Below are 13287 nucleotides of genomic sequence, written 5' to 3' on the forward strand. Positions count from 1 at the left end.
TGCTCAGGTCGCGTAGAAGAAGCCCGCTTCGAGGCCGAAGCGGAGGTACTCGTCGAGCCGCAGCAGGAGATCGCTCTCCCGCCGCGGGGTGAACAGCAGATGGGTGGCGCCCATCTCGCCCTCGTCGTCGGCACCGCGCCGGATCGTGTCCGGCGTGGTGGTGCCGAGCTGGGCGTACGCGGGGTCGCCGAAACGGAGCGAGGTGAAGCGCGGGCGGGTGGCGCGGCGCGTGCCCGGCGGGTCGGCGGGATCCGGGCGGCACCGGTAGCGGCGTCCCGTGCGCGAGTCCTCCGGCACGTAGGAGTAGCGCAGGCAGCCCCGCTGCCGGCGCCGCGCCCACACGGCCGCCTCCCGGGGGTCGTCCGGGGCGAGTTCGGCGACGAGCAGCGAGTTGGACGCGTGGAGTTCGGAGGCGTGGACGCCGCCGATGACGGTGCACTCGTGCAGGTGGAGGCGGCCGCCCGGCTCGGAGCCCCCGCCCACCGCCTGCGCGGCCGCGTCGGGGACGGTGCGCAGGCTGCCGTCGGCGGGTGCGGGACGTCCGCAGTAGGCGACCGCCGTCGGGGCGGAGGCGTCGACGACGCAGTCGGTGAGCGTGATGTCGGCGCCTTCGACGGCGACGATCGGCCCGAGGACGCAGCGCGTCAGCCGCACCGTGGCGAAGGGGTCGAGGACGAGCAGGGAGGCGCGCTCCGGGTGGGCCGGGCGGCCGTCGGTGGTACGGCTCTGGCCCGGGACGAGGGTGCAGTCGCGCAGCTCGATCGTGCGGTTGCCGCCGTCGCCCTGCTCCTCCAGGACGACGGGCCCGCCGGTGACCAGGAGCCCGTCGAGGACGACCTCGGTCCGCGGGGCCATCGCGAGGCGCAGGCCGTCCGGGGCCACCAGCGTGGGGCGGGTGGCGTCGTCGGCGCGCACCCACACGGAGGTGTCCGGGCCGGCCGACCCGGCGGTGGTGGTACGCACCGTGCGCAGGTCGTCGTAGCGGTCGGAGTCGGTGATGCGCAGCGTCCCCCCGGCGGCGAGCCCGTCCAGGACGGTCTGCGGCGCCTCGCCGTCGGTGACCCTGCGGTGCGGGAGAGGGGCCACCCGCTCGCCGCGCGCCGACCCCCGGGCGCCCACCGGCACGGCGAGACCGTAGTGGTGGGTGGCGACCGGCTTGGTCGCCTCCGGGACGGCCGTGCCGAAGTACACCCGCCCCAGGACGGGGTCGATCGCGACCTTGCCCGCGGCGGGCTCGTGCGCCCACGCCCCACCGCCGCCGGGCAGGTCCGACAGGTCGCAGACGGTGACCTCGGAGGACGGCACGGGGGTGAACTCCCACGCTCCGGCCGCGTCGCGCACCCCCGAGGAGAGCAGCAGGCTGCCTTCGCTCCCGTAGTACGCGTCGAGGCGGCCGCCCAGCCGGCGGCGGTCCAGCGGCAGGGGGACGTCCTCCGGCTCGGCGAGGTGGGCGAGGTCCTCCTCGGTGCGCGGCCTGCCGAAGAGCGGGGCGTCGCTGCCCAGGGTGTCGAAGCGGTAGCGGCGCCGGTCGCCCTCGGCGTGCGGGGCGAGCGGCGTCCGGTCGAGCCGCACGGCCTCGGTGCGCCAGAGGAAGATGCCGACGTTCGGGATGCCGTACCGTCCGGCGCGGCGCGGCGGGGGAGTGCCGATGGCGCGTACGTCGGCCGTGTGGAAGAGGTCGTCGAAGGCGCCGTTCATGCGGGTGCCCCACGACAGCGCCTCCCGCTCGCGCATGCCGGGGGTGACGCGCGCGTGCGGCCGGGTGTGGTTCATGTACTGGGTGGTCACGAGGCGTTCGAAGAACTCGACGGTACGGGCCGGCCACCCGGTGACGTCCCGCGCGAGCTGCTCCAGCGCGGCGGCCGTGCCCTTGCGGCGCCGGTACGCGATGGTGTGGGCCACCTCGGCCCGCGGCGAGCGGACCTTGTCCGCCACGCCGTGCAGCATCCGGTAGCCGATGAGGTCACCGATGTACGGCGCCACCCAGGGGGCGCAGGTCTCGATGAACTGGTCGTCGTAGAACTGTTCGAGATCCTCTTCCAGGACGTCCATCTGGGTGGCGAGCACGTCGATCAGTTCACGCAGCGCTCCGCCCCGCTCCGCGTCGCGCAGCCGGTACACCGCGGGCAGCAGTGCGTACAGCCGGTCGGCGGCGGAGGGCTCGGGCCGGGGTGTGGTCATGGCAGCTCCTGCAGCCGGTCGAAGGGGGCTTCGTCGAGGGCGAGCAACTCGGCCGCGACCGCCCGGCCGCCGGTGTCGACGGACGCCTCGGCGGCGACGAGACGGCTCTCCAGGCCCGGTGCGTCGCGGTACAGCAGGTCCAGGCCGACGGCGACGACGCCCGGCACGCTCGCCGCGACGGCCACCACCTGCGAGCGGTGCACCGGCGCGGCGATGCCGCGGACCAGCGGCGCGTACGCGGCACGCAGCGCGGCCTCGACGGCGGCGAGCACGGCCTTGGCCTCGCGGGCGGGATCCACCCGCACGCGGATCCCCAGCCGGAACCGGACCTGACGGGCCGACAGGACCTCGACGCGGGCCAAGGGGTCTCCGTGCCGGCGCAGCGCCGCCGCGAGCCGGGCGACGGTGACATCGGGGGCCGCGCCGCCGTCGGGGCCGCAGACGCTGACGACGATCGTCCGCCCGGTCCGCAGCTTCAGCACGTCGGCCCGGGCGAGGGAGATCCCGGAGGAGGCGAGCGCGAAGTCGGCGTAGTCGCGCAGCGCCACGGCACGGCCGAGGGTACGGGTGGCCAGCGGCATCGACGCCCGGGCGTGCCGTCCGTCCTCCGGGTCGGCGCCGCCCTCGGCGGGGACGGGATTGGTGGCGGCCTTGACGCCGAGGGGCCGGTCCATGAGCTGGGACAGCCGGTCGGCCGGCAGGTTGCCGGCGAGGCCGAGCCCCTTGCGGTAGGTCGCGCGGACGTTGTGCGATCCCGAGGGGAGCCGGGCTCCGCGCAGTCCGTCCCCGAAGGCCACCACGACCGTGCCGTCGGGTTCGTCACGGGTGGTGAAGACCCGGTCGCCGGCCTTCGCCCCGTACAGGCCGGGCAGTTCGCGCCAGGCGACCTCGTCGGCCCGGACGGTGAGGGTGGAGGCGAAGCCCTCCGGGGTGTCGTCGCGGACGTGCGTGAGCGGGCTGTGCAGCAACGGCATGGTCTGGAAGGCGCGACGGGCGTCGCCGTCGCCGAGGACCTGGTGCACCGTCTCGCCGTGGGTGGCCTTCACGACGTTCCCGAACAGCACCGTGGCCCCGCGCCGGTAGCGGGCCGCGGGCGCCCTGGTCAGCCTGACCCGTGTCCGAGCGCCCTCGGCCACGGCGGACGCCAGGACGACGACCTCGGCCCCCTGTTCGCCGGCCTCGTCGTCGAGCGGGCCGGACAGGACGAGCCGGCGCCCCGGGAGCATGGCCGTGGCGTCGCCGTCGACGAGGAACTCGGGACCGCTCAACGGGTCGGGGTCCGGCGCCTCGACGACCGTGAGCGGTTCGGACACGGCGAGGACGGTCACGTCACGTGGAGTCCTGAACGCGTACCCGTCGCCGCCCCGGTTCCCGCCCGAGGAGCTCTGCTCACCCCGCAGGGTCAGCCGGGTGACGGGACCCGACACGGCGAACTCCGCCCGGGAGAACTCGGTCCGGTCCACCACCTCGAAGAGTTCGCGGTAGAAGTCGGTGCCCTGGACGACGTGTTCCTGGGAGAGGACCACCCAGGACCCGACCACGACGTCCGGATGTGACCCGTCGAGGTCGACGACGGCGAAGTCCTCGCCGAACTCGGAGAACCCGGTGACCGCCCGGAACCTCGGCCACTCCAGGTCGGTCACCTGTCCTTCCTGGACCGCCGCCACGTACCCGGTGCGGAACTCCGCGTTCATCGCCGCCCACACCGGCGCGTTGTGGCCGAACACCCGGAGCCGCTTGCGCAGCACGAAGGAGTCCGGCTCGTCGGCCGGCGCGTTGTACGGGGTGTCCGAGCCGAGCCCCCGGTCCCAGCGGACGTACGTGCGCTTGGCGTCCGGGTCCGGTACGACATCGGTCACCAGCCGGACGTCCCACTTGTCGCGCGCGAGGTCCGTGCCCGCGAAGAGGATCGCGTCGCCGCGACGGACGGGCAGCGGGTCACCGGCGAACCAGGCGTCGACGCTGCCCTTGACGGGCGGATGCGGCTTGGTGCGGGTGACCGGCAGGGCGTTCCACTCGGGACGTGCGCCGAGCTCCTCCACCGTCTCGAACATCTGCGGGCGCTCGCCCGGGCCGGGCACGCTCTGCACCCTGAGCCCGGCGGGCAGGTCGACGACCGTGGGCGGCTGCGGCGGGGTCAGACCGGGGTCGGGGGGAAGCCCGGCCGGCTGCCCCGTCGGCGGCGGCTTCTCCAGGGAGAACGCGAGGTGGGTCTCCGCCGCGACTCCGGGCGCGAGCCGGTAGGCGACGAGCCGCCCCAGTTCCTGGAGGGAGACGCGCTCCGTGGCGGTGCGCAGATAGGACTCGTTGGCGAGCCGCTCGTTGTAGAAGGTCAGGACGTCACAGACCACCGCCCAGGCGTCGACCAGGGCGATCGTCGGATCGCCGGCGTCGCGGGTGAGCAGCCGGGACAGCCTCGACCGGCTCGGGTCCGTGAGGGCGTCGACCATGCTCGACCGGAAGTCGCCGTGGAGGCCGCTGCGGTAGGCGATCTCGGACAGTCCGGGCCGGTTGCCGAGGACGCCCGGGGTGCGCGCGGTGGCGCCGGAGCAGCAGCCGCACGTCCCCGCGTCCCCTTCGATGACGGTGTCGTTCACCGGCCGCCTCCCAGGGTGAGGTCGAGCACGCCGCGCTCGGGGAAGTTGGGGTCGTTGTCCAGCCGGGCGATCTCCAGCCGTCCCATCTCCAGGACGCCGCTGTCGAGACCGCTGCTCTCCGGTCGGCGCTGCCGCTGGAAGGTGCGGACGTCCACCGACTGCACTCCGGCCACGGCGTGCACCTCCGCGAGGACCGTGGACAGGTGCACCGGCTGGCCGAAGGTGAGCCGGTCCGGATGGAACAGCCCGCGCCCGCCACCCGGCAGCGTGGCGGCGCCGAGCCGGTTGAGCACCGCCGCCCCGACGTCGGACCGCAGATGGGCGCGTTCCACGCACACGTGCAGTCCGATCTCCAGGGGTACGAAGACGGGGCCGTCGACCTCCAGGTCGTAGCCGGCCAGCCGGTACCGCTCCACCCGGGCGCGCAGGTCCCGCTCGAACTCCGCGTCGACCGGCCTGCCGCCCCGCCGGTCCGCGGTGACGAACACGGTGTGCCAGGAACCGGTCCACCGGAAGGTCGCCGCCGCGCGCTGCACGGCGCCGACGCGCTCCGTGACCTCGGTCCAGTCGGCCTCGGTGACGGCACGCTCCTGCACGGCGAAGGCCCGGGGGGCGTCGCGGCGGATCTCCTCCGCGGACTCGGGGTCGGTCCCGCCCGCCGCGGGCAGCGGATTGAGGACGGAGGCGACGGCGCCGACGTCGGTCACGACGTGGGTGATCGACTGCGCGCCGACGTTGCCCACGCGCCCGTTCCCCACCCGGTAGCGGGCGAAGAACCGGGTGTCCTCCTTGGGCCGTGCCCCGTGCTCGTCGTCCCCGAAGCGCAGCCGGACCGTGCCGTCGTGCTCCGCCTCGACGGTGAACTCGGCCGCGGCCGCCGCGCTGTCCAGCAGGTCGGGGCGCACCTGCCAGGCGCGGCGGTCCGCGCCCAGCTCCCCGACCAGCTCGATCGCCGGACGTGCCTCGCGGGGGCGCGACGCGGGGACGACCGAGGCGGGCGGCGGCCGCTCCGACACCCGCAGTTCGCCCTGCGCGTGGTGGACGCGCACGACGGTCGCCCCGTCACTGATCGACCACAGCGGGTCGGCGCCCCGGACGGTGACCGTCCCCTGCAGCCGCAGGCCGTGGGAGCCCAGCAGGGTCCGCAGCTCCTCGTCGTAGGCGAGCGACGTGAGCTCGGCCAGCAGCGCGGGGGTGGCGGGCTGCCGGAAGAGGACGGCCGGGGGGCCCGCGACGGCGTGCGTGAGCGGTCCGCGGGCCAGCGTCGGGCGGTAGCGGGCCGGCACCGGGCCGGCCGGGGTGGCACCACCGGCGCCCGGCCGGCCCACCCTGACCAGGCGCGGCCCCGGGACCGCGCCGAGCGGCTCGCCGGGCCCCTGCGGGTCGGGCACGGTCCGCCCGTGGTCCGCGAGGACGATGTTGCCCCAGGCCCGGGCGGTCTCCAGGCCGCCCTCGACGACGCCGAGGCACAGCGGGAACGGCAGGGCGTCCTCCTCGTGCCAGCCGATCTCGGTCACGGGCAGCGGGTCGGCGGTCTGCGGGTCCTCGAACAGCCCGCCCACCGGGTCCTCGGAATCCCGGACGTCGACGAGCCGGACCGCCCACCGCCGGGTCGGGTCGGCGTCGACGGCCTGCCCGGTGGTCGGCGACAGCGTCTCGGCCAGGACCAGCACGTCTCCGGCCCGCAGGTACGGATGGGTCCCGCGCAGCGTCGCCGACGTGGCGCCCTTCGGCAGGCAGCAGCCCTGGTCGCCCCAGGTGTGGAAGCGCAGCTCGGTCAGGTCGCGGTGCACGCGTGCCGGTTCCACCGTCTCGAAGACGACGGGCCGGGCCGCCAACGCGGCCCGGTACTGCTGCGAGTCCGGCGCCACCTTCGGCCCCACGCCCGGCACCGTCGTGAGCAGCTGCGTGCCGGCGGGCAGGGTGGCCTCCGCGCCGCCGTCGACGCCGATCCGCACCCAGACGCGGGCGTTGCAGCCCTCGTGGACGCGGTAGTCGACGAGCCGGGCGTGCCGGCGCAGGGAGATCCGGCTCCGGGCGGTGCCGAGGAACGCCTCGGTGGCCACGGCGTCCTGACGGTAGGACAGTTCGTCGGCCACGTACGCCATCAGCTCGACGAGCGCGGTGCCGACGTCCGCCGGGTTGCGTTCGGTCCACTCGGGTGCGAGCAGCGAGATCCGGTCCAGCATCAGCCGGCGGAAGCCCTGGAAGTCCTTGGCGAGGTAGTCGATCGCGGGGGCGCTCGGGGACACGGGCGGGCAGGCGTCGGCGGGGGCGCAGTCGAAGTCGCTCGGGCACTCCACCTTGAAGGCGAACTCGGCCTCGGCGAGCAGGGGGTCGAAGCCGGCGGGCGGCAGGTCCGACGTGCTGTTCCGCACGAGCCGCAGCCGGTACGTGGAGAAGTCCCCGCGGTCCAGGGTGCGGACGACCAGCACGTGGTCGGGCGCGTCGATGCCGACGACCAGCTCGGGCGGGACGAAGGGGTTGTCGGCCCGCGCCGCCCAGCCGACCTCCACCGTCGGGATGCGCTCGCCGCCCTCGATGACCACGTTGCCCCGGTCGAGCGTGTCGGGAGCGGGCCGCACCAGCCGGACGTACAGGATCCGCTGGCGCAGTTCCCAGTGCGGCGCGCCGGTGTCGAGGACCTCCACGTACTCGATGCCGTTGAGGTCGCTGAGCTCGCCCGCCTGCTGGAGCGCGAGCAGGCGGTGCGGCTTGCGGCAGGGGAAGCGGGTCATGGGCGGCCGCCCGGGACGCGGAAGGCGGCGGTGTCGTGGGCGCGGGTGCGCAGCACCACGTAGGAGACGGTGACCAGCAGGGCGGAGTCGACGGCCTCCACCTCGACCCGGTCGGCGGTCAGCACATGACCGAGGTGCCGCTCCAGGGCGGTCTGGACGAGGTACTGCGTGGTCGCCGCCGCCTCCGGTCCGCCCGGCTCGAAGACCAGGTCCAGGAGGCCGGCGCCGAAGTCGGGCCGCATCACGCGTTCCCCGGGCGAGGTGAGCAGCAGCTGTTCGATCATGTCGCGTACGTGCTCGTCCGGATCCGTCGTCGCCGTGCGGCCGTTTCCGCCGATGTCGTAGGGGTGGTCGATGGTCATGCGGTGTCCCTCACGAGGCGATCGCCCGGGTCTGGGCGGTCAGCGGGTTGAGTGGGGTGCCGGTGGGGGTGCAGATCGACGTGCCGGACTGCAGCGCGAGAGGTGAGCCTCCCGCGAGCACGCGCACGGCGCCGACGAGCCACTGGGCGGTGACGCAGGGCGGGGTGGGGGTGCCCGTGAGCCCGCAGCCGGCGACCACGTACGGGGTGGCCAGCGTGACGACCGGCTGCCCGGTGACGGTCACACGGGGGAACGGCGTGGTCGGCGTCGCCTGTCCGGCGTGGGCGCACAGGACGGTGGCGCCGAGGTGGAGGATCGGTCCGGGCATCGTTCACACCACCGTCAGCGCGCCGAGGTTGATGTCGGTGGTCGGTCCCGTGAGGGAGATCGTCGCGCCCTTGCCGTTGCTGATGACGATGCCGACGTCGCTGACCGAGATCATCGCGCCGGTCGCGGTGGTGATCAGGATGCCTCCCGTCGGACCCGGTGCGTCGCTGATCACCAGGCCGTTCTTCAGCGTCGTCTGCAGGGTGATGCCGGCGACGCCGGGCGGCACCGCGCGGGCCAGCAGGGGGACCTCGGCCGGGCTGCCCCAGTAGCCGCCCACCCACACCGGGTGGTCCGCGTCCCCGTGCTCGTACTCGATCCAGACGCCGGACCCGATGGGCGGCACGGCGAAGACGCCCGTGTTGACCCCCGCGAGGGGCAGGCAGGGCATGGCCCACGAGGACACGCTCGGGGACACGTCGGGGACGAGGGCCTGGATCCGGCCCAGCTGCAGCGGGTCGATGTTGTTGACGACGGTGCCGCGGTACTTGCCGAGGTAGCCGGTCACGGCGGGGGCCTGGGTCTGGGTCATACGGGCACCACCGGGACGGTCGAGACGACGCCGTTCCGGGCGAGGGAGAACGTCTGGGTGTACGAGCCGCGTTTGATGTCGTGCGTCACGCGCGTGACGTAGTAGAGGCCGTCGAAGGCGGTGCCCGCCCCGCGTACCCCCACCAGCCTGCGGGAACGCAGGACGTGGCCGTACTTCGCGACGTCCAGGGAGCCGCTCCCGAACACGGCGTCCGAGTGCTGGGCGGCGTAGGCGACGCCCTTCATCACCGCGGCGAGCGGGCTCAGGTTGGCGGTGTCGGTCATGCGGTGCAGCTTCGGCGGCAGCGGGGGGATCAGGCCCAGGGGCGGCCGGATCGGGGCCACGTCGGGGACGGGCAGGTTCAGCGGAGCCTTGCTGACGCGTTCCTGGATCGCGACGACGGGCAGCTCCCGCTTCTCCTTGTCGAAGGTGAAGTTGAGGGTGGCGACGTTGTCGTGGGCGGCGTCGAGACCGACGTTCAGCGCGGGCTGGGGCACTCCCAGCCGGACCTCCGGACCCCAGTACGCCTTGCTCACCCCCGGCACCGGTCCGGGCTCGATGTAGAAGACGTGGCCGACCTCCTTGGCGAGGGCCGTGACGTAGGCGTAGTCGGTGCCCTGGTGGGTGGGGACGCGGTCGACGGGGACGGGCACGTCCTCCAGCAGGCTCGGGATCACGACGGGTGCGCAGCCCAGCGCCGCGTACTTGGCCAGCACGGTGAGGGCGCGCAGCGCCGGCGACATCGCCGGGTAGGGCAGGCCGTCGAAGGGGACCAGGTCCATGACGCAGGTGAGGTCCTTGCCCTTCACGTGGAGCACCGACGTGGGTCCCGTCGCCGACATGTCCTGATGGGTGACCACGCCGTCGACGAGGACCTCGGTGACGCCCCGGACCGTGACCGCGACGACGCAGCGGAACACCGGCACGGTGACGGGGAAGAACGCCTGCACCGGGGAGTCCTTGGGGATCGAGAAGGTCAGCTCGAACCCGCTCTGCGCGTCCCCGGCGCCGCTCTCGACCTTCAGGCCGGTCAGCGCGTCGAGGACGAAACGGGGCGCGGGCACGGGGACGGCCGGGCCGAGGAACAACTGGAGCCGGACGGGGCCGGGGGGCAGGTCACGCATCGGCGGATCCGGGTACGCCCTCGGGGAGGGTGATCCGCAGCCGACGCCCGGGCGGCAGCGTCATCCGGGCCGGGTCGATCACCCCGTTGGCGTCGGCGAGCCGCCACCACAGCTCCGGGTCGCCGAGCAGCTGCGAGGCGACCAGGTCCCGGCGGTCGCCCTCCGCGGTCGGGTACGAGTGGAGCAGGGCGAAGCGCTCCGGGGGCGGGCACAGCCGGCGGCGGAAGTACGGGACGGGCGGCGCGGGTTCCTCGCCGGGGCCGGGCGGAGGGACATGGGCCGTGACGCCCACGTCGGCGTAGCGGCTGGTGGGCGGCAGGGAGATCGCGGGCACGGCACCGGCCGCGAGGAGTGCCTGGAGCGGGTCGGGCACTCAGATCACCTCCAGTCCGAGCGCGGAGAGAGCCGCCGAGCCGGCGCGGGCGGCCAGCGCCTCCTTGTTGCGCAGGTGACTCATGAACAGCGCCCCGCCGCGGTGGCCGAAGCCGAGGTCGTCCACGGACAGCACGCGCATGCCGAGGGTGACCTTGGCCCGGATCGGGTTGAGCGAGGCGTCGAACGCCTCCTCGGCGATGGAGAGCTCGGTGACGCGGATCGGGACGACGCGCTGCCGGCTCCACACGAACAGCGTCAGCGGCGTCTCCATGGGGAGGACCTCCAGCACGCCCCTGGCGGCCAGCGCGTCGTTGTCCACGAGGGCGGTGGCCCTGGGGTTCACCAGCAGTTCCAGGGCGGCGAGCTGCGGATGGATGCCGAACTCGACCGCTGTGGGGTTGTCGGCGGGGAACTCGAGCCGGTCCGTGGCGTCGATCTCCGCCTCCAGGCGCAGGGTCTCGACGGCGACGCCCTTCAGCCGCAGTGCCTGACCGGCGTCGCTGCCGGCGGCCTGCAGGGAGACCGTGCGGGTGAGGGCGTCCGGGTTGTACTGCAGCGCGATCGTCCGCAGCGGCCGACCGGTGGTCACGTCGACCTGGACGATGCCCCCCTTCACGACGCGGGGCGAGATCATCGCGCACCTCCCACGGCCGACCAGACGGCCGTCGCGGCCTGCGCCCCGAGGGCGGCGGCGCCGGGCGCGGGGGTGCGCGGAAGCCGAGGACGCGCCACGTGGACCGAGAGGCCGGTGAGCGCGGCCGGGTCGGCGCCGCCCGCGAGGGCGCCGAGCGCCCGCTCCAGGCCCGCCACGACGGCCGTGGCCTGAGTCGACGTCAGGCCGCGGACGACCACCTCGTCGACGACGATCCGCACGCGCGGCCGACCGCCGCTCATCGCGTGTCCCCGGTGCCGCGGAGGAAGTCGCCGAGGGTCAGCGTGCCGGAGCTCCGCCCTGCCCCGGCGGACGGGGGACCGTCGGGTTCCGGCGTGCCGGAGGCGTGCGTGACCGGGGGAACCGCACGGATCTCGATCCTGCCGATGCTGATGGTGACGGCGGGGGCCGGCTCGTCACCGGCGGGGAAGGACGCGGGCTCGACGGAACGGGGGAGCACGGTCAGGGGCACGGGCACCGGAGCCGGTACGGGACGGGCGACGGGGACCGCCGGGGGCTCCTCGCGTCGCGTCGGCCGCGTTGTCTCGCGCTCGGGCGCCACGGGACGGCGACCCGGTCGACGTCCCCGTCGCTCCGGATCGTCGGCCGCCGACGACGAGCCGGCGCGGTGACCGGGCGGCGGCGGCGCGCCCGGTGCGTCGGTCGGTGGGCCGAAGCTCACGGCGGGGGCGGTCACCGGAGCGGTCCGGTGCCGGCGGGGCGGCAGGGGCGCCAGACGGGAGCCGTCGTCGGCCTCGGCGGATTCCCCTCTCACCGGGGGATCCGCGACCGGCGGCCGGAGCGGGGCGCCCGCGACGACGGGCCGCGCGGCCGGCTGCGGGGTCCGCGGTGGTGCGGCGGGCACGGAGTCGGGGCGGTGCTCCCGGGGGAGCCGGGCCGCGCCCGCCGCCCGGGCGGACGCCCGGCCGTCCCGTGCCGGCGCCGGGGCCGGGATCCCCGTGTCCTCGGGCATGCCGTCCTCGACGGGCGGGACGAGGCCTTCGCCCGGGAGCCGATCGGCGGCCAGTCGGGGCGTCAGGAGCGGAACGGTGGTGGGAAGGCGGCGGTGCCCGGTGGCCCGGGCGGCGAGCCTGTGCAGCAGATCGGTCATGGCTGTTCCCCCGTGATGATGCGGACGTAACACGCCCGTCGTGGTTCGCTCAGCGCGAGGACCTCGCGCTCGGACCAGCCGTACGAGCGGGCGAGCGCGTCGACGTCGAGCAGCAGCTGCCGTCCTCGGGATTCGACCTCGGCCCACACGAAGGCGGACACGTCGAGGTCGGCGGTGAAGTCCAGCTCGCAGTCGGGACACCGCAGGTCGACCAGCAGGTCGGCCAGCGGGTCCGCGGCCGACATGGCCTCGGTCAACGCCTCGCGTACCGAGTCGGGCAGATCGGAGCCGCGGGCCACGCTCGTCCCGTCGTCCTCGTGCCGCAGACTCAGCACGCACCGGTCGAGGAGCAGCACCGCGCCCCGGTCCGGATCGTCCGGGCCGTCGTGCTCGGCGAGTGCCTGGAGATCCCGGTACGAGGGGCACCGCCAGACCACTTCGTACCCACCGTGCAGCAGCGGCGCGGGGGAGTCGACGATCTTGTCCTCCAGGCCGAGCAGCGCTTCGGCCGATGCCGCGAACTCCACCGTCCGGCGGCACCCGGGGCAGACGACCGTGGCCGCCATCCGCGGGCCCGCCAGCGCCTGGTGAAGGCGCAACAGGAGCGCGGTGACGCGGCCGACGGGCCGGTCGGCGTGTGTGGGGGCGCCGCCGTCGTCGGCCGCGGCGGCCAGAGCGAGGGCACGCTCCTGCGAGGACGCGTCCCGGCACTCGTCCCACAGCCGAAGCACCTCTCCGGAGGGCAGTGCGCGCACGGTCACCCCTACGGCTCCACGAAGGACGGCTCTTGCGGCTCGACCACGTCGACGTCGCGTTCCCAGCCCTCGTTCTCGATCTTGAGCGTCTGGATGGCCACCGCGTTGGCGTTGGCGTCGAGTTCGGGGAGGGACTGGAACTCCGAGACCCAGGCCCGGAAGACCTTGTAGGCGAGCACGAGCTGCCCCGCCTCGTTGTACAGCTCGATGATCAGGTCCTTGCGGAAGTCCTTGAGGGAGACCTCCGCGCCGAGTCCGGAGCCGAAGTTCCACACCTTGTTGGCCCACTGCTCGAACTCGAGGTCGTGCGTCACGCCGCGGGTGAGGGTGATCGCCTCGTACTTCGTGCGGCCCGGAGACTTGCGCGCGGTGGACGGGTCGGCGCCGTCGCGGTGCTCGACGATCTCGGTGGTGCGCTTCAGGGCGCTCACCTTGCTCACGCCGGCGACGTAGCGGCCGTCCCACTTCACCCGGAACTTGAAGTTCTTGTACGGGTCGAAGCGCTGGGCGTTCACGCTGAACTGTGCCATGGG

13 protein-coding genes are annotated in these 13287 nt (G+C 74.5%); all 13 read right to left on the bottom strand.

The features are described from left to right. Window positions 1–3: 3 nt before the first annotated feature. From ACFW1I_RS15255 to ACFW1I_RS15315, 13 genes are read right to left on the bottom strand one after another with little or no spacing between them, the layout of a single operon-like run. On the bottom strand, window positions 4–2181 hold the full coding sequence (locus ACFW1I_RS15255) for a hypothetical protein (RefSeq protein ID WP_384669934.1): 2178 nt from the start codon (window positions 2179–2181) through the stop codon (window positions 4–6). Further along, a complete protein-coding gene (locus ACFW1I_RS15260) occupies window positions 2178–4778 on the bottom strand; it encodes a baseplate J/gp47 family protein (protein WP_384669936.1) in 2601 nt (866 codons plus the stop codon). Before ACFW1I_RS15260 ends, ACFW1I_RS15255 begins: the two co-directional genes overlap by 4 nt. Beyond that, on the bottom strand, window positions 4775–7516 hold the full coding sequence (locus ACFW1I_RS15265) for a putative baseplate assembly protein (RefSeq protein ID WP_384669937.1): 2742 nt from the start codon (window positions 7514–7516) through the stop codon (window positions 4775–4777). The genes ACFW1I_RS15260 and ACFW1I_RS15265 overlap by 4 nt, the downstream gene beginning before the upstream one ends. Continuing rightward, window positions 7513–7878 carry a GPW/gp25 family protein gene (locus ACFW1I_RS15270; protein ID WP_384669939.1) on the bottom strand — a complete coding sequence of 122 codons (366 nt, stop codon included), beginning with the start codon at window positions 7876–7878 and terminating at the stop codon, window positions 7513–7515. Before ACFW1I_RS15270 ends, ACFW1I_RS15265 begins: the two co-directional genes overlap by 4 nt. Before the next feature lie 10 nt (window positions 7879–7888). Further along, a complete protein-coding gene (locus tag ACFW1I_RS15275) occupies window positions 7889–8206 on the bottom strand; it encodes a hypothetical protein (RefSeq protein WP_384669940.1) in 318 nt (105 codons plus the stop codon). 3 nt (window positions 8207–8209) lie between these two features. Then, complete coding sequence (locus tag ACFW1I_RS15280) at window positions 8210–8737, bottom strand: phage baseplate assembly protein V (protein WP_384669941.1); 528 nt, start codon at window positions 8735–8737, stop codon at window positions 8210–8212. Further along, window positions 8734–9861 (bottom strand): hypothetical protein, encoded by a 1128-nt coding sequence (locus ACFW1I_RS15285; RefSeq protein WP_384669942.1) that lies wholly within the window; start codon window positions 9859–9861, stop codon window positions 8734–8736. Before ACFW1I_RS15285 ends, ACFW1I_RS15280 begins: the two co-directional genes overlap by 4 nt. Beyond that, complete coding sequence (locus ACFW1I_RS15290) at window positions 9854–10234, bottom strand: LysM domain-containing protein (protein WP_384669943.1); 381 nt, start codon at window positions 10232–10234, stop codon at window positions 9854–9856. Before ACFW1I_RS15290 ends, ACFW1I_RS15285 begins: the two co-directional genes overlap by 8 nt. Beyond that, window positions 10235–10870: a hypothetical protein gene (locus tag ACFW1I_RS15295; protein ID WP_384669944.1), complete on the bottom strand. Its 636-nt coding sequence runs from the start codon at window positions 10868–10870 to the stop codon at window positions 10235–10237. Beyond that, window positions 10867–11130: a hypothetical protein gene (locus ACFW1I_RS15300; protein ID WP_384669946.1), complete on the bottom strand. Its 264-nt coding sequence runs from the start codon at window positions 11128–11130 to the stop codon at window positions 10867–10869. Before ACFW1I_RS15300 ends, ACFW1I_RS15295 begins: the two co-directional genes overlap by 4 nt. Beyond that, window positions 11127–11999, bottom strand: a complete 873-nt coding sequence (locus ACFW1I_RS15305) for a hypothetical protein (protein ID WP_384669948.1) — start codon at window positions 11997–11999, stop codon at window positions 11127–11129. Before ACFW1I_RS15305 ends, ACFW1I_RS15300 begins: the two co-directional genes overlap by 4 nt. Further along, window positions 11996–12760, bottom strand: a complete 765-nt coding sequence (locus ACFW1I_RS15310; RefSeq protein ID WP_384669949.1) for a hypothetical protein — start codon at window positions 12758–12760, stop codon at window positions 11996–11998. Before ACFW1I_RS15310 ends, ACFW1I_RS15305 begins: the two co-directional genes overlap by 4 nt. A 2-nt stretch (window positions 12761–12762) precedes the next feature. Continuing rightward, window positions 12763–13284 carry a phage tail protein gene (locus ACFW1I_RS15315; RefSeq protein WP_384669951.1) on the bottom strand — a complete coding sequence of 174 codons (522 nt, stop codon included), beginning with the start codon at window positions 13282–13284 and terminating at the stop codon, window positions 12763–12765. Between the last annotated feature and the right edge of the window lie 3 nt (window positions 13285–13287).

This window comes from Streptomyces sp. NPDC058955 (assembly GCF_042741435.1).
Taxonomy (GTDB): Bacteria; Actinomycetota; Actinomycetes; order Streptomycetales; family Streptomycetaceae; genus Streptomyces.